At 72.1% G+C, this 21,759-nt stretch carries 19 protein-coding genes; 1 reads left to right on the top strand and 18 read right to left on the bottom strand.

The annotated features are described in order from the left end of the window. Positions 1 to 58 precede the first annotated feature (58 nt). The 12 genes from DQ384_RS17795 to DQ384_RS17740 form a co-directional block, all read right to left on the bottom strand. Positions 59 to 454 (bottom strand): RrF2 family transcriptional regulator, encoded by a 396-nt coding sequence (locus DQ384_RS17795; protein ID WP_114029955.1) that lies wholly within the window; start codon positions 452 to 454, stop codon positions 59 to 61. Continuing rightward, positions 454 to 1,314 (bottom strand): ABC transporter permease, encoded by an 861-nt coding sequence (locus tag DQ384_RS17790; RefSeq protein ID WP_114029954.1) that lies wholly within the window; start codon positions 1,312 to 1,314, stop codon positions 454 to 456. Before DQ384_RS17790 ends, DQ384_RS17795 begins: the two co-directional genes overlap by 1 nt. A gap of 2 nt (positions 1,315 to 1,316) precedes the next feature. After that, entirely contained in the window at positions 1,317 to 2,153 is an 837-nt protein-coding gene (locus DQ384_RS17785) for an ABC transporter ATP-binding protein (RefSeq protein WP_114029953.1), read from the bottom strand. A gap of 97 nt (positions 2,154 to 2,250) precedes the next feature. Then, positions 2,251 to 3,327: an ABC transporter substrate-binding protein gene (locus tag DQ384_RS17780; protein ID WP_114029952.1), complete on the bottom strand. Its 1,077-nt coding sequence runs from the start codon at positions 3,325 to 3,327 to the stop codon at positions 2,251 to 2,253. A gap of 276 nt (positions 3,328 to 3,603) precedes the next feature. Further along, positions 3,604 to 4,779: a cytochrome P450 gene (locus DQ384_RS17775; protein ID WP_245966568.1), complete on the bottom strand. Its 1,176-nt coding sequence runs from the start codon at positions 4,777 to 4,779 to the stop codon at positions 3,604 to 3,606. Positions 4,780 to 4,994: 215 nt separating this feature from the next. Further along, positions 4,995 to 5,939, bottom strand: a complete 945-nt coding sequence (locus tag DQ384_RS17770) for an NAD-dependent epimerase/dehydratase family protein (protein WP_114029950.1) — start codon at positions 5,937 to 5,939, stop codon at positions 4,995 to 4,997. Between the two features lie 127 nt (positions 5,940 to 6,066). Further along, positions 6,067 to 7,575: a class I adenylate-forming enzyme family protein gene (locus DQ384_RS17765; RefSeq protein ID WP_245966567.1), complete on the bottom strand. Its 1,509-nt coding sequence runs from the start codon at positions 7,573 to 7,575 to the stop codon at positions 6,067 to 6,069. Then, positions 7,568 to 8,698: a cytochrome P450 gene (locus tag DQ384_RS17760; protein ID WP_114029949.1), complete on the bottom strand. Its 1,131-nt coding sequence runs from the start codon at positions 8,696 to 8,698 to the stop codon at positions 7,568 to 7,570. Before DQ384_RS17760 ends, DQ384_RS17765 begins: the two co-directional genes overlap by 8 nt. A 23-nt stretch (positions 8,699 to 8,721) precedes the next feature. Next, entirely contained in the window at positions 8,722 to 9,483 is a 762-nt protein-coding gene (locus DQ384_RS17755; protein WP_245966566.1) for a glycosyltransferase family 2 protein, read from the bottom strand. Then, entirely contained in the window at positions 9,483 to 10,448 is a 966-nt protein-coding gene (locus DQ384_RS17750) for a 3-oxoacyl-ACP synthase III family protein (protein WP_114029947.1), read from the bottom strand. The genes DQ384_RS17755 and DQ384_RS17750 overlap by 1 nt, the downstream gene beginning before the upstream one ends. 156 nt (positions 10,449 to 10,604) lie before the next feature. Then, entirely contained in the window at positions 10,605 to 11,441 is an 837-nt protein-coding gene (locus DQ384_RS17745) for an undecaprenyl-diphosphate phosphatase (RefSeq protein WP_245966565.1), read from the bottom strand. A 171-nt stretch (positions 11,442 to 11,612) separates the two neighbouring features. After that, positions 11,613 to 12,848, bottom strand: coding sequence for a helix-turn-helix domain-containing protein (locus DQ384_RS17740; protein ID WP_147268814.1), 1,236 nt, complete (start codon positions 12,846 to 12,848; stop codon positions 11,613 to 11,615). Positions 12,849 to 13,160: 312 nt separating this feature from the next. Between DQ384_RS17740 and DQ384_RS17735 the strand changes: the two genes are divergently transcribed. Further along, a complete protein-coding gene (locus DQ384_RS17735; RefSeq protein ID WP_114029945.1) occupies positions 13,161 to 13,391 on the top strand; it encodes a hypothetical protein in 231 nt (76 codons plus the stop codon). A 246-nt stretch (positions 13,392 to 13,637) separates the two neighbouring features. Here DQ384_RS17735 and gndA read toward each other — a convergent pair whose 3' ends face one another. The 6 genes from gndA to DQ384_RS17705 form a co-directional block, all read right to left on the bottom strand. Beyond that, positions 13,638 to 15,074 carry an NADP-dependent phosphogluconate dehydrogenase gene (gene gndA / locus DQ384_RS17730; protein WP_114029944.1) on the bottom strand — a complete coding sequence of 479 codons (1,437 nt, stop codon included), beginning with the start codon at positions 15,072 to 15,074 and terminating at the stop codon, positions 13,638 to 13,640. 246 nt (positions 15,075 to 15,320) lie between these two features. Then, positions 15,321 to 15,989, bottom strand: coding sequence for an HAD family hydrolase (locus DQ384_RS17725; RefSeq protein WP_114029943.1), 669 nt, complete (start codon positions 15,987 to 15,989; stop codon positions 15,321 to 15,323). Positions 15,990 to 16,135: 146 nt separating this feature from the next. Next, positions 16,136 to 17,530: an LCP family protein gene (locus DQ384_RS17720; protein WP_245966563.1), complete on the bottom strand. Its 1,395-nt coding sequence runs from the start codon at positions 17,528 to 17,530 to the stop codon at positions 16,136 to 16,138. 244 nt (positions 17,531 to 17,774) lie between these two features. After that, positions 17,775 to 19,055 (bottom strand): acyltransferase family protein, encoded by a 1,281-nt coding sequence (locus DQ384_RS17715; protein ID WP_114029941.1) that lies wholly within the window; start codon positions 19,053 to 19,055, stop codon positions 17,775 to 17,777. Between the two features lie 128 nt (positions 19,056 to 19,183). Then, the gene (locus DQ384_RS17710) at positions 19,184 to 20,206 is read right to left on the bottom strand and encodes a hemolysin family protein (protein WP_114029940.1); all 1,023 of its coding nucleotides are present in this window, start codon (positions 20,204 to 20,206) and stop codon (positions 19,184 to 19,186) included. Positions 20,207 to 20,234: 28 nt separating this feature from the next. After that, a complete protein-coding gene (locus DQ384_RS17705; protein ID WP_220182991.1) occupies positions 20,235 to 21,563 on the bottom strand; it encodes a hemolysin family protein in 1,329 nt (442 codons plus the stop codon). Between the last annotated feature and the right edge of the window lie 196 nt (positions 21,564 to 21,759).

Genomic DNA, 21,759 nt, shown 5'->3' with positions numbered 1-21,759 from the left:
AAATGCGCAGTCTTCCATATGCGCCGTGCTCACCGGGCTCCAAAAGGCCGCGACGGCATCACGAAAGGGGCGGCAGCGAACCGCTGGCGATGTGCGCCAGAGTGATCTCCGTCAGCGTCGTGTTCTCGTACGCGCGCAGCGCCGTCCACACATCGGCCAGTGGCCCGGCGACCCCGGGGAACCTCTCGCTGTGCGAGGGGACGCCCTCGACCACGACGATGATGTCGGCCAGCGTGATCTCGGTGGCCGGCCGGGCGAGCCAGTAGCCGCCCTCGGGACCCCGCTGGCTCTCGATGAGCCCCGCGCGCCGCAACTGGAGCAGGATGTTGTCCAGGAACCGGCGAGGGATGTCCTGGGAGCTGGCGATCCGCTCCGCCGGAACGGGGCCCGGAGGAGCGGCGGCCAGCTCCGCCGCGGCGCGCAGGGCGTACTGCGTCCTGGCTGAGATCCGCATCAGCCCACAGGTTGGTCGAGCCCCCAGCGGCGCCGCAGGGCGTTGTCCGCCGCGCCGAAACACATGTCGACCACGATGCCGATGACCAGGATCACGATCATCGTCGCGAGCAGCCCGGGCGCGTCCGACAGTTCGCGGGCGTTGTCGAGCTGCTCGCCGATCGAGGTCTGGTGGGCGATGATCACGAGAAGCTCGCCCGCCATGAGGGAGCGCCACGCGAACGCCCACCCCTGCTTGAGCCCGGACAGGAACGACGGCAGCGACGCGGGGAGGATCACGTGCCGGTACAGGGCCAGCCGCCGCAGGCCGAGGATGTGCCCGGCGCGCAGCAGGATCGGCGGGGTGTAGTCCACGCCCGCGATCAGCCCGTTGGCGATGGACGGCGCCGCGCCGAGGACCACCACGAACAGGATCGCGCTCTCGCTCAGCTTGAACAGCAGGATCGCCAGGGGGAACCACGCGATCGACGGCATCGTCTGCAGTCCGGTGATCAGCGACCCGAACGCCGCGCGCAGGGGCCGTACCCGCGACACCGCCGCGCCGACGACCAGCCCGACCAGCACGGCCAGCGCGAACCCGACGATCGCGCGCCGCATGGTCGTGAAGACGGCGTTGTAGAACTCGCCGTCGCCCAGGCGGTCGCCCAGCTCGCCGAGGACCGTGATGGGGCCGGGGAGCACGTACTCGGGGCGCCAGCCGCTGAGCACGACGACCTCCCACACCGCGAGGACCAGCACGATGGCGGAGATCATCGGCCACGCCCGTGACCAGATCCTGGACGCCAGGCCGCGCCGCTCGCGGGTGGACAGCTCCAGGGCGTCCAGGCCGGCGATGCTCTGGGAGATCTCGGTGGTCGTCATGGTCAGCCGTCCCCCCTCGCCCCGGTCGCGACGGGCCGCCGCGCCGGCTTGGCGTGGCGCAGCACCTCCTGGCGCAGCCGGTCGGTGATCGTCGCGGCCAGCCCGGCGACCTCGCCGGAGTCCGTGCGCCGCGGGCGGTCCAGGGTGATGGGGAACTCCTGGATCACCGTGCCGGGACGGCTGCTCAGCAGGACCACCCGGTCGCCGAGGCGCACGGCCTCGCGCACGTTGTGCGTGACGAACAGGACGGTGAGCTCCCGCTCGCGCCAGATGCGTTCCAGCTCGTCGTGGAGCAGGTCGCGGGTCATCGCGTCCAGGGCGCCGAACGGCTCGTCCATCAGCAGGACGTCCGCCTCCTGGGCGAGCGCGCGGGCGAGGGCCACGCGCTGGCGCATGCCGCCGGAGAGCTCGTGGGGGCGCTTGGCGCCGAAGCCGCCCAGGTGGACGATCTCCAGCAGCTCGGCCGCCCGCGCGCGGCGCTCCTTCTTCGTCGTGCTCTTCCCCTTGCCCGTGACCCGGAGCGCCAGCTCGATGTTGGCGGAGACCGTGAGCCAGGGGAACAACGCGGGCTCCTGGAACATCATCGCGATGCGCCCGCCCTTGGTGTCGATCTCGCCCGCCGTGGCGTGGTCGAGGCCGGCCACGAGGTTGAGCAGCGTGCTCTTGCCGCAGCCCGAGGCCCCGAGCAGGCACACGAACTCGCCGCGGCCCGCCGTCAGGGTGACCCGGTCCAGGGCCAGGAGATCTCTGCCGTACACCTTGGAAACCGCGTCCAGCCGGACCGCGGGCTCGTGCCCGTCGGTCCGGCTGGAGCGCAGCTCCTTAGTAGGAGCTGTCACTTCGACTCCTCACCCGGCGCCTGCCCCGTGAGGGATCGGGGGCGCCGCTTCGGCTGTTGTGGTACGCGAGGGCCGCGGGTGCCCGGGGCGTGCCGGGTCACTTGTCGCTCACCGCCTGCTGGCCCTTGGCGGACAGGACCTCGTTGAGGATCTTGAGGTCGTAGATGCCGTTCAGGTCAACCGGGTCGAGCAGGCCGACCTTCTGGGCGTGGTCGGCGCTGGTGATCAGCGTGGACGCGAGCGGGTCGTTGGTGAAGGTGATGTTCTTGAAGGCGCTGTCCAGGACCTCGGGCTTGAGCGGCTTGCCGGACAGGTCCTGCAGCTCGGCGTTGATCGCTTCCTTGGCCCCGGCGGGGTCGGAGCTGATGTAGGCGTTCGCCTCGACGTGCCCCTCGATCAGCTTCTTGACGATGTCGGGGTGCTCCTTGAGGAACTGCTGCCGCACGATCAGGTGGGTGATCACGAACTGCTTGTTCGGCCAGAGCTCGGACTCGTCGACGAGGATCTTGCCCTTGCTCTCCTGGATCAGGCGGCTGGCGAAGGGCTCGGGCACCCACGCGCCGTCGATGTCGCCGGTGGCGAAGGTCTGGAGGGTCTGGGCGTTCTCCTGCGGGAGGATCGAGACGTCGCCGCCGCCCTTGGTGTCGGTCTTCAGGCCCTGCTGCTGGAGCCAGAAGCGCAGCGCGACGTCCTGGGTGTTGCCGAGCTGCGGCGTCGCGATCTTCTTGCCCTTGAGGTCGGCGGCGCTGTTGATCTCGGGCTTGACGATGAGGTAGACGCCGCCGGACGCCGAGCCCGCGACGATCTTGATGGCCTGACCCTTGGACTTCGACCAGGCGTTGATGGCCGGGTTGGGGCCGATGTACGTGGCGTCGATGGCGTCGGAGAAGATCGCCTCGGTGGCGGCCGGGCCGGCGTTGAAGGTGGCGGTCTTCAGCGTCACGTTGGCGCCGAGGGCCTTCTCGAAGAAGCCCTTCTTGACGCCGACGAGCGCCGTGGAGTGGGTGATGTTGGGGAAGAAGCCGAGCCGGAGCTCGGTCTTGGCCGTGTCACCCCCGCCCGCGCCCGACGCGGTCGTCGTCGCGTCGCCGCCCCCGCCGCAGGCCGCCGCGAGGGCGGTCACAGCGACCGCGGCCAGTGCCGCCGCCATCCCCCGGAGCCCGCGTACCTTCATGTACCTCTCCTTTAATTCCTACTTAATAAGTCGGGTAGGTGTATAAGACGACATGTGGGGCTTGGTGTCAAGCGGGGGTGACCGCATGCGCACGCGTCGTTACCGCATCGTGTCCGCCGTGCCGTCGGCCGGTAAGGGGCCGGGCATGCCGCGTTCACCTCGTTCACGCAGCTCACGGTGCCTCGCGTGCGTCAAGGGCGGCTGGAAGGGCCCGGAAAGGACGGATCGACGCGCCGCGCGGGCGCGTCGATCCGGATCAGAGGGTGCGGGCGCGGGTCACCAGACGACGGGCATCGCCTCGAAGCCGCCGGTCGCCCGGTCGACCCGGATCGGGACCTCGGCGAAGGGCACCGCGAGGGCCAGGCTGGGGAAGCGCGTGAACAGCGTGCCGAAGACGCTGCGCAGCTCCACCCGCGCGAGGCTGGCCCCGATGCAGTAGTGCATGCCGTGGGCGAACGCCAGGTGCGGCTCCTCGCCCTGCCGGTGGATGTCGAACGTGTCGGGGTCCTCGAAGACCCGGTCGTCGCGGTTGGCGGCCATGGTCGAGATGATCACGGCGTCGCCCTTGCGGATCGTCACGTCCCCCACCTGGACGTCCGTCCGCGCCCACCGGGTCACGCCGAGGTCGGACGGCGCCGTCATGCGCAGGATCTCCTCCACCGCGCCCGGCACGAGCGAGGGGTCGGCCACCAGCGCGTCCCGCTGGGCGGGGTCGGTCAGCAGGTACGCGACGCCGTGGTCGATGCGGTTCACCGTGGTCTCGTGGCCCGCGAAGAGCAGCATCGCGCCCAGCTCGGCGATCTCGTCGTCCGCCGCGTCCATCGTGGCCATGTCCGAGAACACGTCCTCGGCCGGGTCGCGGCGCTTCTCGACCATGAGCTCGTGGATGTACCCGCTGAGCTCGGCGAGCGCGGACTGCGCCCTGCCGGGGTTGGCCATGTCGGTCATCGTGTCGGCCAGCGCCCGGAACCGCTCGCGGTCCTCACGCGGGACGCCCAGCAGCTCGGAGATCACCAGGGCGGGCAGCGGCACGGACAGGTGCGCGTGCAGGTCCGCCGGCGGCCGCTTGGCGGCCATCTCGTCCAGCAGCTCGTCCACGAGCTCCTGGACGTGGCCCGCCAGCACCCGCATGCGCCGCGCGGAGAAGGCGGGCGCGAGCATCTTGCGCATCCGCTCGTGGTCGGCCTTCTCCTTGTCGAAGTCGCCCCTCGGCCCGCCCGCGATGATCGCGTGGGACACGCGCGGGGCGTTCTCCGGATCCGGATGGGTGCGTCCGAGCCGCTCGTCGCCGATGAGGGACCGTACCTCCTCGTAGGAGGTGACCAGCCATGCCTCATCGCCCGTGCCCGTCCGTACCCGGGTGATCGGCGAGCTCGCGCGCAGTTCCCGGAACATCGGCGAGATGGCCAGGCGGTCGCGGCGCGGGAACGGCAACTGGGGGAGATCGGACACGATGGGTGCCCCCTCTCGTGGATACGCGTCTCCGTCGCGTCCTCGCGAACGGCTTACTTTCGACCGTCGCATTTGGAAGCCGTCCCCGCAATGCCAATTGTCAGGACTTGTAAGGATTGATGATGACTGGCGGCGTGCTTTTCGTGGCGCTTGGGTGGCTTTCACGGACTACATCCGGATTCACCTGCTGACCGAGGGGCCGGTGAGCACGACGGTCACCAGGCCGCGGCGCCCCGGAACGAGGTCGGGGCGGGGCGGTAGCCGAGACGTTCCCGCGCCGCCGAGATGTCGAGCGTCCGCTCCACGGCCAGGTGTCCCACGGCGTACCGGGTGAGGCGCGGGGGCCTCGGACTGCGCAGGGCGTGGAAGACCGCCTCCGTCACCGCCGCCACCGGCATCACCAGCGCCCGTGGCAGGTAGCACGGCTCGGCGTCGATGCCCCGCTCGCGCAGGATCCAGCGCAGCGCGTCGTCCAGGACGACCGGCGCGGCGTCCGTGACGTTGAAGACGCCCCTGTCGACCGGCCCCGACGCGGCGAGCAGGCACGCCTGAGCCAGGTTGTCCACCGAGGTCAGGCTGACCCGCTGACGTCCGTCGCCCACCGCCCACAGGCGGCGGCCCCGCACCGACGCCAGTACCCGGGGGAGCAGCGTCGGATCGCCCGGCCCGTACACCGCGTGCGGACGCAGGACGATCGCCGCGTCGCCGGCCGCGCGCTCGGCGAGCGCCTTGGAGACCCCGTAGGCGTTGACGTATCGCCGCGCCCGGCACTCGTGCTCGCGCGCCATCACGGTCGGGCGGAACGGGTCGTACACGCTCGCGGTGCTGAGGTGGACGAAGCGGGCGCCCGGGAACGCGGTACGCACCCGGGCGGTGCCGATGACGTTGACCTGGATGAACTCCCGCCGCGGCCCCCAGTCGCCCACGGTGCCCGCGCAGTGGACCACCGCGTCCACCTCGGGCAGGTCGCCGGGCGCGGGTCCGGTGACGTCCCACGCGCGGTACGGCACGACGCCCGCGCGCACGAGCTCGCCGAGGCCGCCGCCGACGCGGCTCGCCGGCCGGCGTCCGAACGCGTGCACCCGCCACCCCCGCGCCACCGCCGCCCGCGCCACGACCCCGCCCGCGAACCCCGACGCCCCCGTCACCGCGACCCTCATGGCAAGCCCCGTCCGCCCGCGCACTTCGACGGTCCGTTCGCCGCCGCCCGCATGGGACGCCCCACCCGCTCGCGAACCTCGACGGCCGTCATCCTCCCGGGCACGGCGCGAGCGGTTCGGGCCGGTGTCATGGGCGGGCCTCGGCGACGGCGTCGCGGAGACGGGCGCGGTCGAGTTTGCCGTTGCGGCCGCCGCGCGGGAACGCCTCCACCACCGTGATCCTGTCGGGCAGCGCTCCGGCGTCCAAGAGGTCCGGCAGCGCCCGGCGCACCGCCGCCGGGTCGAAGCCCTCGTCGGCGACCAGGGCGAGCACGACCTCCTCGTCGCCGGTCCCCGGATCCGGCACGCCGACGATCGCCGCCTCGGCCACCCCCGGCAGCGCCGCCACCGCCGGTTCGTACAGGCCCGGGTAGATGTTGAAGCCGTCCCTGAGGATCATGTCCTTCCTGCGGCCGAGCAGGACGAGCCGCCCATGCTCGTCGAGGCGGGCCAGGTCGCCCGTCGCGACCTCCCGCAGCGGGGGCTCGCCGAGATAGCCCCGGGCGAGCTGCGGCCCGGAGACGAACAGCTCGCCGTCCTCGGCGATCCGGACGGCCACCCCGGGCAGCGGCGGCCCCAGCAGGTCGCCGTCCCGGCAGGCGAGCTTCTGCTCGGCGGAGGCGACGGCGATCGGCAGCGCCTCCGTCATCGCGTACACCGAGAGGATCTCGGCGTGCGGCGCGGCGGACCGGGCGCGCCGCAGGACGGCCGGCGGGCTCGGGGCCGTGCCGAGCAGCAGGCAGCGGAGCGTCGCGGGCAGCGCCGGCCTCTCGCGCAGGGCGCGGTCCAGGCGTACGGGGACGCAGAACGCGTGCGTGGCGCGGCGGGCCGCCAGCTCGTCCGCGAGCGGGCGGGAGCCGGGCAGCGACCAGGTGGCGCCCGCCATCAGCGCGGGCAGTCCGAGCATGAGCTGGTCGGTGTGGACGACGTCGCCCTCGCCCAGCGGGACGGCCGCGCGGAACAACGCCGACCCCTCGGCCAGCGAACCACGCGTGTGGACGACCCCGCGCGGGCTCCCGGTGGTCCCCGAAGTGAACGCGACGACGGCGGGCTGCGCGAACCCGGCGTCCGCCGGATGGCCGTGCGGGGTCGCGCGTTCGACGGCGCGCAGGCTCAGGGCTCCGCGGGGGACGCCGGGGAGCCGGCGGCCCGCGTACAGGTGGTTCACCGGATGGCCGGGGAGTGGGTCGCGCAGGTGGGGCAGGTGCAGGCCACGGCGGCGGGCGAGGCGGCGCAGCGGGCCGCTCAGCGTGTAGACCAGTGAGTCGGCGACGACCCAGCGCGGCCGGGTGAGCGCCAGCCGGGCGGCGGCGACGCCGGGCGCGAGGCCCGGGTCGGCCAGGACGAGCATCCCGCCCGCGGCGACGGCCCCGAGCGCCGAGGTGACGGCGTCCGGCCCTGGCCGCACCGCGAACAGCACGCCGTCCCCCGCGCGCAGGCCCGTCATGGCGCCCGCGACGGCCAGGACGCGGCGGCGCAACTCGCCGTACGTCAGCGTCCGTCCCCGCCCGTCGATCATCGCGACCGCGCCCGCCCGTCCAGGTCCGCCGAGAATGCCGGTGATGAGGTCCGTCCCGGTTGTCCCCAAGTCATCCACAAGTTATCCACAGGTGTCGATAGGTGGGGATAAGTACGCCCCGCGCCGCCTTCCGCCCGGCGACGCGCGGCCGGTGCGCCAGCACGGCGCCCGCCACGGCCCGGATCTCGGCCATGGCCAGCGGGTATCCGACGCAGAAGTGCGGCCCGGCCCCGAACCACAGCCGCCGCAGCTCGGGCGGATGCTTCGCGGCCGGGTCGAACGGGCCGTGGGCGCGGGCGCAGTTGTGGGTGACGATCAGCACGCGGTCCCCCGGCCGCACCCGGACCCGGCCCACCCGCGCGGGCGCCGCCACCGACCGCAGCATCACCGGCGTGGGGGTCGTGATCCGCAGAGCCTCGTCGATCGCCCGGTCCAGCTCCTGCGGCCCCTCGACCCGGACGCCCGCGTCGTCCAGCAGCGCGACCAGCCTCGGGACGAACGTCGCCACCGTCTCGGTGCCGGTCAGGAAGAACGCGGCCGCCGCCCCGCGCGCCTCCGCGGCGGACAGTCCGAGCGCGCGCATGCGTCCCATGACCGTCGACTCGTCGCCCTCGTCGTAGGCGGCGGCCGCGACGGCGCCGACGCGGTCCAGCACCCGGCGGGCGACCGCGACCTGCCGGTCCGACAGGCGGCGCGAGCGCAGCGAGACCATCGACACGACCCGCTCGCCATCGGCGAACAGCGCTCGGGCGTCGCGCGCCGAGACCTCCCGCATGCCGACCAACCGGCAGATCACCGCGCCCGCCATCAGCCGCATCTCGTCCACCAGGTCGACCGTCTCGCCGCGCGAGAGCCGCGCGGACAGGTCGCCCAGAGGGCCCTCCAGCACCTCCGCCACCAGGGCCTCGACCTGCGCGGGCGCGAAGAGGGGCGCCAGCCTGCGCCGCAGCGCGGTGTGCCCCTCGCCCTCCATGTTGAGCAGGACCGACGGCCCGAGCACGGGCGTCCACAGGTCCCCGGGAGAGCCGGGGCCGTCCTTGCGGAACCGCTCGTCCGTCAGGACCTCCCGCGCGGTGGCGGCGTCGTTGACCACGACCCCGAGGCCGGGCACCCGCACCACCGGCCCGAACCGGGCGAGCAGCCGCATCAGGGGATAGGCCACCGGGTGGGCGGCCAGGTACAGCCGGTTCTCGGCGGCCATCGCCCGCCCCGCGCCCCGCGGCCTCACCGGACGTCGACCACTTCGGGACGATAGTGGTGGTCGGCGTACCAGGCCAGCGTCCCGGCCAGCCCGTACGCGCGCAGCCGCCGCACCGAGCCGTAGACGACGACGTCACGGCGCGTGCCGTACGCGCGGGTGAGCGCCCGCACGCGGTTGACCAGCGCGCGGTCCTCGTGCGTCTCCTCGATCGCCGTGCGAGGGAACCCGCCCGCCCGCTCGTACAGCTCCGCGGTGATGCCCACGGTCGCGCCCGGCATCATGACGTACGGCCCGAGGTAGGCCGGGTCGCGGTTGCTCGGGCGGACGCGCCCGAACGCCGCCGCCACCTCCACCACGAACGGCAGCAGGCGGCGTTCCCAGAACTTCAGCGGGAACTCGTCGGTGCGGGGGCGCAACAGCCCGCCGACCATCTCAAGGCCGTCGGCGAAGCCGCGCCTCATGGCCCGCACCCAGTCGCGGCGCGGCACGCAGTCGGCGTCCGTGCGCAGCAGGTGGGTGGCGCCGCGCGCGATGGCGTGCCGCATCCCGGTGTCGGAGGCCGCGCCCGTGCCCTTGCGCGGCTCCCGGACCAGCTCGATCGTCATCGACGACCCGGCGGCGTACGTCGCGACGACCTCGGCGGTCGCGTCGGTGCTCATGTTGTCGACCACGACCAGCGTGAACGCGCGGTCGTCCTGGGCTTCCAGCGCACGCAGGGTCGCCTCGATGCCCTTGGCCTCGTTGTACGCGGGGACGACCACCCACAGGTCCATTGCGCCGTCCATCACAGGTCCGCGAACAGGACGCCGAGGCTGATGCCGCCGCCGAGGCCGAGTAACGCGACCCGGTCGCCCGGCCCGGCGCCCGCCGACGCGAGCTGGAGCGGCAGCGTGGCCGAGGCGCAGTTGCCGTGCTCGGGCAGCGTCACGACGAGCCGGTCGCCGGGGATGCCGAGGGCGCGGGCCAGCACGTCCAGGTAGGGCATCGCCACCTGGTGCACGGCCACGACCGAGAAGTCCTCCCAGGTCAGGCCGGTGTGCTTGAGCGCGTCGAGGAAGAGGTCGGGGCCGATCAGCTCGAACGCCTCCTTCAGGCGCCGCCCGTCGCCGTGGAAGTAGGAGTACTCGGGATCGCGCGGGTGGGCCGAGCCGCCGCCGGGCAGCGTGCCGACGGCCCACGCGGTGGAGTCGGCCGAGAAGGCGCGGTAGAAGATGCCCCGGCCGTGGTCGGCGGCGAGCAGCACCGCGGCGCCCGCGTCCGACAGCGTGTACCCGGCGAAGGCGTCCGCGAACTGCGCCCGGCTCGCGACCCGCCACCGTACGGCGCGGGACGGCATCTCGCCGGAGCAGACCACCACCCTGCGGTGGGCGCCGGAGCGGATGAGCGCCTCGGCCACCTGGATGCCGTTCAGCAGGCTGTTGCAGGCGTTCTTGACGTCGAAGACCGGGCAGGTCAGGCCCAGCTTGGCCGCGACGATGTGCGCCGTGGCGGGCTCCACCATGTCCTGCGACGCCGACGCGAAGATCAGCAGGTCGGCGTCCCCGCCTCGCCCGGGGAGCCGGCGGACCGCGGCCACCGCGAGGTCCGATGCCTGCTCGTCGTCCGCCGCGACGTGGCGGCGCCGGATCCCCGTCATGCGCTCGATGACGCCGCGGTACGGGACGTATCCCTCGATCCGCGACTCGACCTCGCCGCTGGTCATGGAGCGTTCCGGCAGATACGCCGCGACGCCCGTGATACGGGCCTTCATCGCGCCCCCTGTGTTCGTTTGTGCGAAGCTTCCCCCTTTCGGCAATCTACCTGCTCTTTACCTGCGCTCACATGAGCTGTTCGGCTGAGGTGTACTACTCACCCTGGACGAATCCGCCCGTCCGCGGCGAGCCGCCCGGGCGGTGGGAGGGGCGGGCTACTTCGCGGGGATGAGGTCGAAGCTCACCGCGCCGATGACCACCAGGCCGAGGAGCACGCGGTAGACGATGAACGGCGTGAAGCGGTGGGTGCTGATGTACCGCAGGAACCACGCGATCGCCGCGTACCCGACCGCGAACGACACCACCGTGGCCAGGATCGTCGGCCCCCAGTTCGGGGTGGCGCCGTCGCCGATCTTGAACAGCTCCAGCACCCCCGACATCAGCACGGCCGGGATCGCCAGCAGGAACGAGTACTCGGCCGCCTCCTCGCGCCGGTAGCCAAGCAGCAGGCCCGCGCCGGTCGTCCCGCCCGAGCGCGAGACGCCCGGGATCAGCGCCAGCGCCTGGGCCAGGCCGTACGTCAGCGCGTGCGGCAGGTTGAGGTTCTTGTCCAGCGTGAGCTCGTTGCGGGCCAGGCGGTCGGCGACGGCGAGCAGCAGGCCGAAGACGATCAGGCACGCGCCCACCAGGCGCAGGTCGCGCACCGTCGTCTCGATCTGGTCCTTGAAGGCCAGGCCCAGCACGCCGATCGGGACGCTGCCCGCGATGACGTACCAGCCCATGCGGGCCGCCGGCTCCTCCCGCAGGTCGCGGTTCACCAGCGAGCGGGACCAGGTGTGCACGATGTCCCAGATGCGGCGGCGGAAGTAGATCAGCACGGCGGCCTCGGTGCCGAGCTGGATGACCGCAGTGAACGCGGCGCCCGGGTCGTTCCATCCGAAGAACGCCGACACCACCCGGATGTGCGCGCTCGACGAGATGGGCAGGAACTCCGTCAGCCCCTGCACCAGACCCAGCACCAGCGCCTCGAACCAGCCGATCAACGGACACACCTTTCCGGGGAGGCCGGTGTGCGTCGGGGCGACGCCGCGCGGCCACGCGTGCGGGGACCAGGCGAGGCTAGCCGAAGTCCGGACCGGTGCGCGTCGGACTTACGACCGATGCGCCGTATGCCGGGAGCCGTGCGGGGGGCTCACGCGGCGTCGGCGAGCCGCACGCGGGGCTCAGACGGCGGCCGGCGACCCGGACAGCTCGCGGGCCAGCTCGGGCATGCCGCACTGGCGCACGCCGTCGATCATCATGCGCAGGTCCTTGGCGACCCGCGCCGACTGGACGTCCGAGGCCAGCACGACCGCCCGGCGCGCCTGCTCGGCGCCCCCCTCGCGGTCTCCCTCGCGGATGCGCAGCACGGCCAGCCGCGTCAGGCACCGCAGGCCCGTGCGCGTGCGGTTCTCGCCGAGCCGCTCCAGCGCGGCCCCGAGGCGGACGCGCGCCCGCGCGTCCTCGCCGAGCTGGAACAACGCCAGCCCGAGCGCGCTGTCGTGGTGGCCGGGGGAGACGGTGATGTGGCGCGCCCAGCCGGGGGCCACCGCGGGCTCGGACCGGGCGAGGGCTTCCTCCGCCAGGCCGATGTGGCGCAGCCCGGCCGGGCGGTCGCCGGCGGAGGCGCAGTGGCGGGCGGCCACTGCGTGGACGTTGGCCCGCTCGGCGCTGGAGATGCGCTCGTCGCCGAGGGCCATGCGCAGGATCTCGACGCCGTCGTTGGGACGTCCCATGTCGGCGAAGGCGACCGACAGGTCGAGCATGGTGTGCGCGCGAAGGTCGCGGTCGGCGCCGCGCGCCGCCGAGTCGAGGGCGAAGGTGAGCAGCCTGGTCGCGGGTTCCAGGCGGCCCTGGTCGTAGGTGGCCCAGCCGACGCGGTCGGCCAGCAGCCCGATGGCCGAGTTGAGCCGGTCGCGGACGGGCTCGGCCATGGGACGGTCGCGTAGCTTCACGGCCCATTCCAGGGAGCCGCGTGCCATGGCGGTGGCGGCGTTGCCTCCCCGGGCGAGGTCCATGCGCATGTAAAGATCGGCGGCGGCCTCGACCGCGCGCACCTCCGGTAAGCCGACGAGACTTGGCGGCTCGGTCGACAATCCGTCAAGCAGCCGGGTCAGGGGCTCGCCCGTGGCGACCCCCACCGAAGCCGCCGCGATGACCGAGAGTAGGCCTCTGCGCTTCATGTCATCGACGGTACCCGGTTCGGGGTCCCGGGAATGGGGGGTTTCCGTTGCCCGTAACGGAACCGGCGAGGCGGCGAGGGCGACCTCGTAGTGGCGGACCACCGCCGGGGTCGCCTCCCGTTCCCCCCGCTCGATCCGGCTTAGGTGACCTGCGGAAACGCCCGTCATCGCGGCAAGCTGCCCGAGACTGACCCCCGCGCGCCTGCGGGCCGCGCGCAGATCTTCGCCGATCGTCATGGTCACTCCACGTGTTGCGGCAACAACGGTGCGGCATCATGGCAATGGTGACACCGTGTTATCGAACCCTCACACTGACCGTAGCGCGGAAGTCACTCGCGCAGACCGATGACGTGATAAATGGCAGACCCATAAGGGCGATTCGCGGTGCTTAGGGGTCTTCTGATGCGAACCGAGGTCGGGCCACGTGCGACAGATCAGAGCTTTCCCCGTCATCCATCGGCACGCCGGACGGCCGTCCGCCGGGGGCGCGGCGCCGTCCATGGGCGGCGCGCCTCCCCCGCGGCCACGAGTACGTCCAGGGAAGGCGTCGTGAACCCCGCGCCGCTCGCCCCTGCCGGGTGGGTCGTCTTCCGCTCCGACACGGGCCGCTTCTGGGCCACCCGCCTGCGGTTCGACGACGCCACCGAGGCGGCGGGCGTGTGGCGCACGGTCGACGCCGACGACGCCACCAGCCTCACCGAGCTCATCGCCGAGCAGGAGCAACGCGCCCGCTCTGGACTTGTTGCCGAGCCTCCGGCTCGGCGGTTCGGGGCGCCTTAGAGTCGGCGCCCCGAACAGTGCCTATTGCCGAGCCTTCGGCTCGGCGGTTCGGGGCGCCTTAGAGTCGGCGTTCTTCCGCCGTCAAACGCAAGGGATCGTCCCTCACTCTTGCGTTTGACGACTCCAGAACACCGCCGCGCCCCGAACAGTGCCTATTGCCGAACCTTCGGCACGGCGGTTCGGGGCGCCTTGGAGTCGCTCCGAACTGTGCCTTTGGCATCGCTCCGCTCGGCGGTTCGGGGGGTGTCAGACGTCGACTCGGACCTCTGGGTGGCCGAGGCGCTCCCACTGGGTGTGGTAGACGCCGTCACGGTCCACCCGGCGGTAGGTGTGCGCGCCGAAATAGTCGCGCAATCCCTGCAGCAGCGCGGCGGGAAGCCGTTCGGCGCGCAGGCCGTCGTAGTACGCCAGCGCGCTGGAGAAGCCCGGCGCGGGAATGCCCCGCCGGGTGGCCGCGACGGTCACGTCCCGCCACGCGCGCTGGGCGGTGGACAGCTCGGCGGCGAAGAACACGTCGGACAGCAGCGTCGGCGCGTTCGGGTCGGCCTCGTACGCGGCGCGGATGCGGTCGAGGAAACGCGCCCTGATGATGCACCCGCCCCGCCAGATGGTCGCCATGGCCCCGAGGTCGATGTCCCAGCCGTACTCGGCGCTGCCCGCCTGGATCTCGTTGAAGCCCTGGGCGTAGGCGACGACCTTCGAGGCGTACAGCGCCTCCTCGACGTCGTCGGCGAAGGAGGACGGCAGGCCGCCGCCGGTGGGGCCGGGGAGGATGCGGGCCGCCTGGCGCATCTCGGCGTGGCCGGACAGCGAACGGGCGAAGACCGCCTCGGCGATGCCGCTGACGGGGACGCCGAGGTCGAGGGCGACCTGGACGGTCCACCGGCCCGTGCCCTTCTGCTCGGCCTGGTCGAGCACCACGTCGACGAAGGGCTTGCCGGTGGAGGGGTCCATGTGGGAGAGCACGATGGTGGTGATCTCGATGAGGTAGGACTCCAGCCGGCCGGTGTTCCAGGTGCGGAACACCTCGGCGATCTCCGCGGGGGACATCCGCACGCCCTTGCGGAGCAGGTCGTAGGACTCCGCGATGAGCTGCATGTCGGCGTACTCGATGCCGTTGTGCACCATTTTGACGAAGTGCCCGGCGCCGTCGGGGCCGACGTACGCGCAGCACGGCACCCCGTCCACCTTGGCCGCGATGTCCTCCAGGATCGGCCCGAGGTACTTGTACGCCTCCTTCGGGCCGCCCGGCATGATGCTCGGCCCCTCCAGCGCACCTTGCTCACCGCCGGAGATGCCGCACCCGACGAAGTGGATGCCGCGTTCCCTCAGAGCCTTCTCGCGGCGCCGGGTGTCCAGGAAGTGGGCGTTCCCGCCGTCGACCAGGATGTCACCGGGTTCCAGCAGAGGGGCGAACTCCTCGATCACCGCGTCCGTCGAGGCGCCCGCCTTCACCATGATCACAATTTTGCGCGGCCGGGACAACGAGGCGACGAACGCCTCGGGCGTCTCGGCGGGGATGAAGACCCCCTCGTTGCCGAACTCCTCGATCAACGCCTTCGTCTTCGCCTCCGTGCGGTTGTGCACCGCGACGGTGTAGCCATGCCTGGCGAAGTTGCGCGCGAGGTTTCGGCCCATGACCCCGAGTCCGGTGACACCGATGACCGCGTGCTCTGTCGTCATGCGGATCACTCTCCTTCTGGTCTAGCAATACGCCGTGGAGAGCCACCCGGTTCGACGGACGCCGGGACGTCCACTGCCGGCGGCCTCCGCGCACGCGGCGCGGGGCCACCGGCCGTACACCGCACTCGACGGTCCACGGCGCTTCCGGGGGGCACGTCCAATTGTGAAGGAACCGCCGGAACGACCCGTCACCGAGGTGCCCCGTGAGCCGGTCCGGATGATCGAAGTCACGGGCCCCGGTCCGGTTCAGCCGTCCAGGAGCCGGGCGAGCGGGCTCTCCTCCAGGTGGTACAGAAGGTCGCGGCAGTCCTTGTACACGGCCTCGGCCCCCGCGTCCTGCAACGACTCGCTGTCGATGCCCCCGGACCTGACGCCCACGCACCCCGTCTTCGCCGCGCGCGCCGCCAGCGCGTCCCAGACGCTGTCCCCTACCATGATCGCCTGGTCGGCCGGGATCCCCGACTTGTCGAGCGCCTGCCGCACCGGCTCGGGGTGGGGCTTGGACCTCTCGACGTCCCCGGCGTGCACGAGCACCTCGACCGCGTCCTCGGCCCCGGTGATCGCGATGAGCCGCTCGGCCTCGTCCTTCGGCGCGCTCGTGGCCACCACCACGGTCAGACCGCGGTCGGCGAGCGCCTTGAGCAGTTCGCCCGCCGCCGGCACCGGGCGCACCTGGTCGAGGCGCGGCTTGTACGCCTCCGCGTGCGCGTCGGAGATCTCCTGCGCCTCCTCCTCGCCGACATCGGGCAGCAGGTAGTCGATCAACGCGCGGTCCGCTCGTCCGATGGCCCCGTGGATGTCGACCATGAGCACATCCCGCCGCCGTCTCCTGAACGCCTCCCACCAGGCGACGACATGCAGATAGCTGGTGTCGACCAGGGTTCCGTCAAGATCGAATATCACTCCACGCCGCATGGTTCACCACCCCAGAACTCCGGCCGGACCCCCTGCCCGGCCGCATGAGCGCACACGCACACCTCAGAAGAACAGGCGCCTTGTTGTCCGGTTCCGTACCCCGGAGAACCGGCCTCCAACAGGAAACCCGTGGACGGCGGCCCGGATCAGGGGGCGGAGCAGGAGTCCTGGGTGGCGTCGATGCCCTTGATGTCGGTCTCGGACACCTGCATGGGCTTCAGGCCCTTCCAGTCGGCGCCGATCACGAGGACGAGCCGCGTCGTGGCGGTGTCGGTGACCAGGGCGTTGCGGGAGGTGAGGAGGTCGCCGGCCAGCGTGGGAACGCGGGACTGGCCGTTGGCCGAGTACCTGATCGTCGTCTTGGGGTACGGCTTCACCTTGGCGTCGCCGACCTTGACGACGCTGTAGCCGCGCTCTTCGAGGGCGGCGGCGACCTGGGAGCCGAGCCCGGCGCGGGTGGTGCCGTTCTGCACCGAGATCTCGATCTTCGACTTGGGCACCTTGGCCTCGCGCCCGGTGGTGGCCTTGAGGTTCGAGCTGTTGAGCTTGGTGTCGGTGGCGACGAGGTTGAACAGCTGCTTGGCCTGCGGCTGCACCCATTCGACGCGGCCGGGCTGGGTCAGCGAGTAGCGCCACGGCGTCGTGACGAAGCGGATGTTCCCGGCGGCCAGGCCCTGGGCACTGGTGGCGAGGTCCTTCATGACGCCGAGCGTCAGCTGCGGGTCGGTGGTGACGGACTTGGTGGCCGCGTCGAGGAAGTCGAACAGCTTGGCCGGGTCGCTCAGCGTGGCTCCGCTCATCGCCTTCTTGATCATGGAGGCGAGGAACATCTGCTGGCGCTGGATGCGGCCGATGTCGGAGCCGTCCCCGAGGGCGTAGCGGACGCGGACGTAGCCGAGGGCCTGCTCGCCCTTGAGCGTCTGGCGCCCGGCGGGCAGGCGCAGCAGGGCCTTGGTGTCGTTGATCGGCTTGGGGATGCAGACCTCGACGCCGCCGAGCGCGTTCACCATGCTCTTGAACCCGGTGAAGTCGACCTTGACGAAGTGGTCGATGCGGATGCCCGTGAGCGTCTCGATCGTCTTGTACGTGCAGGTGATGCCGCCGAAGTTGAACGACTCGTTGATCATCCCGACGTGGGCGCGCTGCCCGGGGAGGCCGTTCTTGGCCCGGCAGGCGGGGAGCTGGACGAGCGAGTCACGCGGGAAGCTGATGAGCAGCGCGTTGCCCCGGTTCGGCGAGATGTGCGCGAGGATGATCGTGTCGGTGCGCTCGCCGTACTCCCGGTGGCCGTACTTGATGTTCGCGCCGGCGCGCGTGTCCGACCCCACGATCAGGATGTTCAGCGCCTTGCTCACCTTGGCCGGGCGCGCGCCGAGATCACCGGCGTCGACCGTCACGTGCTTGATGTTGCCGCTCAGCTTGGTGTAGGCGCCGACCAGGGTGGCGCTCGCCGCGACGGCGATGCCGGCCACGGCCGCCACGAGGCACCACAGCCACGCGGCCCACCACCGCTTCTTCCGGCCGGTCGCCGGTTCGTCCACGGGCTGGACAGGGCGCGTATCGACAAGCCCGCCGTTCATTGTCCCCACGGAATGGCCAGGGCTGGTGGCCCCCAGGCCACACGCCGACTACAAGGCGCCGGATCCAGCTGCCCGGCGAGCCGCGAGTCAGTCTAGCGACGGGAGGGATGTTTGGGGTCCCCTGTCGCGGTATTCGCATCAAATACTCATTTTTCCAGGTGAAACAGGCGCCTCAGCGGTCACCGGAGGGACCCGGGACAGGTCCTCACAGGCCCTCGCGGGCGGCCGAGTTCGCCAGGCGGCGACCCGTCCGCTGGGCGGGTTTCTCGACGAAGCGATGGCCCAGCGCGGCGCAGACGATCACCGCCGCGAACAGGGCCGCCTCCCATGCCAGGCGGCCCGGCAGCGTGATCTGCGACGGGTCCATGGTGAGCCTGCGGACGACCTGCAGGATCAGCGGGTGCAGCAGGTAGACGGAGTAGCTCACCAGGCCGAGCCAGACGAGCACCGGCGAGACCACGCGGTGGCGCAGCGCCAGGCCGGCGACGAAGGTGAGCCAGGCCCCGACGACGGCGGTGGACCAGCTCCACTTGAACGCCTGCTCCGCGGCCTCCGTCATGCCCCAGCCCGGGCCGAGCAGCACCGCCGCGGCGACGGAGACGACGGGCACGAGGGCGATCATCCAGCGGGTCCGCGCGGGGGCGGAGCAGTGCTGGAGGCGGTAGATCGCGGTGCCGCCGAACATCGTGGCCAGGATGACCAGACTCTGCCAGGCGCCGACCCTGCTGTTGAAGGTGAGGAGCACCAGGGCGAGGACGGCGATGACGGCGGCGCCCCGCGCGCGCGCCTCCCGGTCGGCGCTGACGACCGCGGCGATCCCGCCGAGCACGGCGACCGTCACGACGCCCACCAGGACGGTTCCTCCCATGTACCGGGACAGCAGGCCGGCGGGGACGAGCGCCCCGGCGACGAGCCCGCACGCCGCGAACGACAGCGACGTCCCCGCGCCCGCCCGGCGCCCGCCGAAGACGAACAGCGCGGTGACGAGCAGGTAGAACGCCATCTCGTAGGAGAGGGTCCAGAAGACGTTCACCACGCTGGGCACCTGGAGCAGGTCCTGGAGCATGGTGAGGTGAGCCAGCAGGGACGTCCATGGTCGGTCGGCGGTCTGCCCGGGCAGGACGGAGTACACCCCGGCGACCGCGAACGCGGTGCCGATGACCGCCGCCACCGCCCACAGGGGGTAGATGCGGAAGAAGCGGGTGATCCAGAAGCCGCGCACGCTGCCGCGCCGTTCGAGCGAGACGGGCACGACGTAGCCGCTGATCAGGAAGAACAGGAGCACGCCGTACTGCCCGAAGTCGAACCAGGGGCTGACCGTCCCGCGGATCTCCGGTAGCAGGGCGTCCAGCGAGTGCTCGAAGACGACGACGAGCGCGGCCAGCCCGCGCAGGGCGTCCAGCCAGGACTGCCGGGGCGCGCGGGGCGATTCGGAGCGGGCGGGGCCGGGGGGTGCGGGGGTCTGCGTGCGTGGGGCGACGGGCATTTCGACCGCGCTACCCCTGATCTCGGCCTTCCTAACCACCGGGTCACCCTACTGGGTCAAAATCAGTGGAAGCTGACAGTCAGCTCGAAAGACCGTAAACCATGACTTAAGCCGCCTTGCCTGCCTCCCTAGCCGGAAGTCTCCTGCTGGGCGTGGTGCAGGAGCCCGGTGAGCACGTCCTCCAGCGTCACGACGCCCACCAGAGCCCCGCCGTCGTCGCTGATCCCGGCGAGTTGCGCCCGCCGCTTGCGCATCGTGGCCAGCACGTCGGCCAGCGAGGCGCCGCGGTGGACGATCGGCAGCGGGCGGGCCGGCAGGGGCTCGTCCGGCGCGTGCCCGTTCAGCGCGTCCAGCACGTGCAGGTAGCCCGCCATCCCGCCGGGGCCGTCGCCGCGCACCGGGAACCGGGAGTGGCCGTGCCGCCCGGCGTACTCCTGCAGGTCGGCCGCGGTGGTCGTCGTGGGCAGGGTGACGACCTCCGCGACGGGCACCATGACGGACGCGACCGCCCGCCCGCGCAGCGCGAGCGCGGCGATCATGCGGTCGTACTCGTCCTGGTCGAGCAGCAGATGCCGGCGCGACTCCTGGATGACGGCCGGCATCTCGTCGGAGGTGAACACCGACCGGATCTCGTCGGTCGGCGGGATCCTCAGCACCCGCAGCACGCCCGCCGAGATCGCGTTGATCGCGACGAGCAGCGGCCGGGTGACGCGGGCGACGGCCCGCAGGGACGGCACGAGCCAGAGGGCCGCCTGGTCGGGACCGGCCAGGGACAGGTTCTTCGGCACCATCTCGCCGATGATCACGTGCAGGGAGACGATCACCAGCAGGGCCAGGGCGAAGGCGATCGGGTGCACGAACGCCTCCGGCACGCCCAGCGTGGCGAACAGCGGCTCCAGCGCGTGCGCCAGGACCGGCTCGCCCACGGCGCCGAGCGCGAGCGAGGCGAGGGTCACGCCGAGCTGCGCGGCGGCGAGCATGAGCGGGACGTCGTCCATGGCGCCCAGCACGGCCCGGGCCCGCCGCGAGCCCTCCTTGGCCAGCGGCTCGATCTGCGTGCGCCGCGCGGAGATCAGCGCGAACTCGGCGCCGACGAAGAAGCCGTTCACGCCGAGCAGTACCACGATGGCGAGGGCGTCCAGGAGGGTCATCGGACGCCCCCGGGTCTATGGCTGGAGGTCACGAGGTCTCCTCGGACGGGGCGGTGAGGGTGATGCGCTCGATCCTGCGGCGGCGCACGACGTCGGCCCGCAGCTCCCAGCCGTCCACGGCCACGTTGTCGCCCGCGTCGGGGAGCCGGCCGAGCCTGCTGATCAGCAGCCCGGCGAGCGTCTCGTAGGGGCCCTCGGGCATCTGGAAGCCCGTGCGCTCCTCGACCTCGTGGGCGCGCAGCCCGGCGGGCACGGCGACCGACGTCCCGGCGGCCAGCATCGCGGACGCGGGCTCGGACGAGCCCTCCTCGGGCAGGTCGTACTCGTCGGCGATGTCGCCGATCAGTTCCTCGGCCAGGTCCTCGACCGTGACGATCCCGGCGAACCCGCCGTACTCGTCGACGACGACGGCCATCTCCTCCCGTGCCTCGAACAGGCGCTCCTGGAGGGTCGCGAGGTCCAGGGACTCGGGCACGAGGACGGGCGGGCGCCGGATCGCGGAGACCGGAGTGGTCGCGCGCTCGCCCTCGGGCACGGCGAAGGCGCCGGTCACGTGCGCCACGCCGACGATGTCGTCCAGGTCGCCGCCGGTGACGGGCAGCCGCAGGTGCCGCGCGTGCCGGGCGAGGGTGAGGAACTCGGCGACGCTGGCGACGTCGGCGACGGTCGCGCAGTCGGTGCGGGGGGTCATCGCCTCGTCCGCCGTCCGGTCGCCGAACCGCAGCGCGCGCAGCAGCATGGCGGCGGTGCCGCCGGGCAGGGCGCCCGCCTGGGCCGACGCGCTCATCAGCAGGCCGAGCTCGTCGGGGGAGCGCGCGGAGGCCAGCTCGTCCTGGGGCTCGGCGCCGAGCCCCCGCACGATGGCGTTGGCGACGGCGTTGCAGGCCTTGATCAGCGGGGCGAAGACGGCCGAGAACGCCCGCTGCGGCGGGGTGGACATGCGGGCCACCATCATCGGCCTCGACAGGGCGGCGTTCTTGGGAACCAGCTCGCCGAGCACCATCTGGCTCACCGTGGCGATCAGCAGCCCGAGGAGCGCGGCCACGCTGTCGGCCGCGCGGTCGGGCAGGGCGGGAACGGCCTCGACGGCGGGGCGCAGCAGCCCGGCGATCGCGGGCTCGGCCGTGACGCCGAGCAGCAGCGAGGTGATCGTGATGCCGAGCTGTGCCCCGGAGAGCTGGAACGACAGCCGCCGGATCGCCGCCAGGATGCCCTGGGCGCCCCGGTCGCCCGCGGCGGCCAGGCGCTGGACCTCGCCGCGCTCGACGGTGACCAGCGAGAACTCGGCCGCGACGAAGACGCCGTTCGCGATGACGAGTGCCAGCGCGCCCAGCAGAAAGAGCAGTTCGACGATCACGGTGCCGCCTCCCGCGAAGCCCGCTACATCAGTAGATCAGACCGTGCGACATGTTCAATTGTTCGCCGAAACCGTATCGGACCGGCTTCCGGCGTCGGACGTCCGCTCCGGATACCCCGGGAGCGGCCTTCGAACCCGGCGTTCACCTGCTCCGGAGCCCTGCCGAATAAAACGGTAGGGGGGTACCGTTCTACGA

It is taken from the genome of Sphaerisporangium album, assembly GCF_003323745.1.
Lineage (GTDB): Bacteria > Actinomycetota > Actinomycetes > Streptosporangiales > Streptosporangiaceae > Sphaerisporangium > Sphaerisporangium album.
Note: the sequence above shows the minus strand (reverse complement) of the source record. Positions and strands in the feature narration are given on the sequence as shown.

Coding starts and splice junctions, on each gene's coding strand:
- DQ384_RS17755 (WP_245966566.1), bottom strand. CDS start 9,483: ATGGACGGCGCAATGGACCTGTGGGTGGTCGTCCCCGCGTACAACGAG.
- gndA (WP_114029944.1), bottom strand. CDS start 15,074: ATGACGACAGAGCACGCGGTCATCGGTGTCACCGGACTCGGGGTCATG.
- DQ384_RS17740 (WP_147268814.1), bottom strand. CDS start 12,848: ATGACGATCGGCGAAGATCTGCGCGCGGCCCGCAGGCGCGCGGGGGTC.
- DQ384_RS17710 (WP_114029940.1), bottom strand. CDS start 20,206: ATGACCCTCCTGGACGCCCTCGCCATCGTGGTACTGCTCGGCGTGAAC.
- DQ384_RS17790 (WP_114029954.1), bottom strand. CDS start 1,314: ATGACGACCACCGAGATCTCCCAGAGCATCGCCGGCCTGGACGCCCTG.
- DQ384_RS17725 (WP_114029943.1), bottom strand. CDS start 15,989: ATGCGGCGTGGAGTGATATTCGATCTTGACGGAACCCTGGTCGACACC.
- DQ384_RS17760 (WP_114029949.1), bottom strand. CDS start 8,698: ATGGCCGCCGAGAACCGGCTGTACCTGGCCGCCCACCCGGTGGCCTAT.
- DQ384_RS17770 (WP_114029950.1), bottom strand. CDS start 5,939: ATGAGGGTCGCGGTGACGGGGGCGTCGGGGTTCGCGGGCGGGGTCGTG.
- DQ384_RS17795 (WP_114029955.1), bottom strand. CDS start 454: ATGCGGATCTCAGCCAGGACGCAGTACGCCCTGCGCGCCGCGGCGGAG.
- DQ384_RS17780 (WP_114029952.1), bottom strand. CDS start 3,327: ATGAAGGTACGCGGGCTCCGGGGGATGGCGGCGGCACTGGCCGCGGTC.
- DQ384_RS17750 (WP_114029947.1), bottom strand. CDS start 10,448: ATGAAGGCCCGTATCACGGGCGTCGCGGCGTATCTGCCGGAACGCTCC.
- DQ384_RS17715 (WP_114029941.1), bottom strand. CDS start 19,055: ATGCCCGTCGCCCCACGCACGCAGACCCCCGCACCCCCCGGCCCCGCC.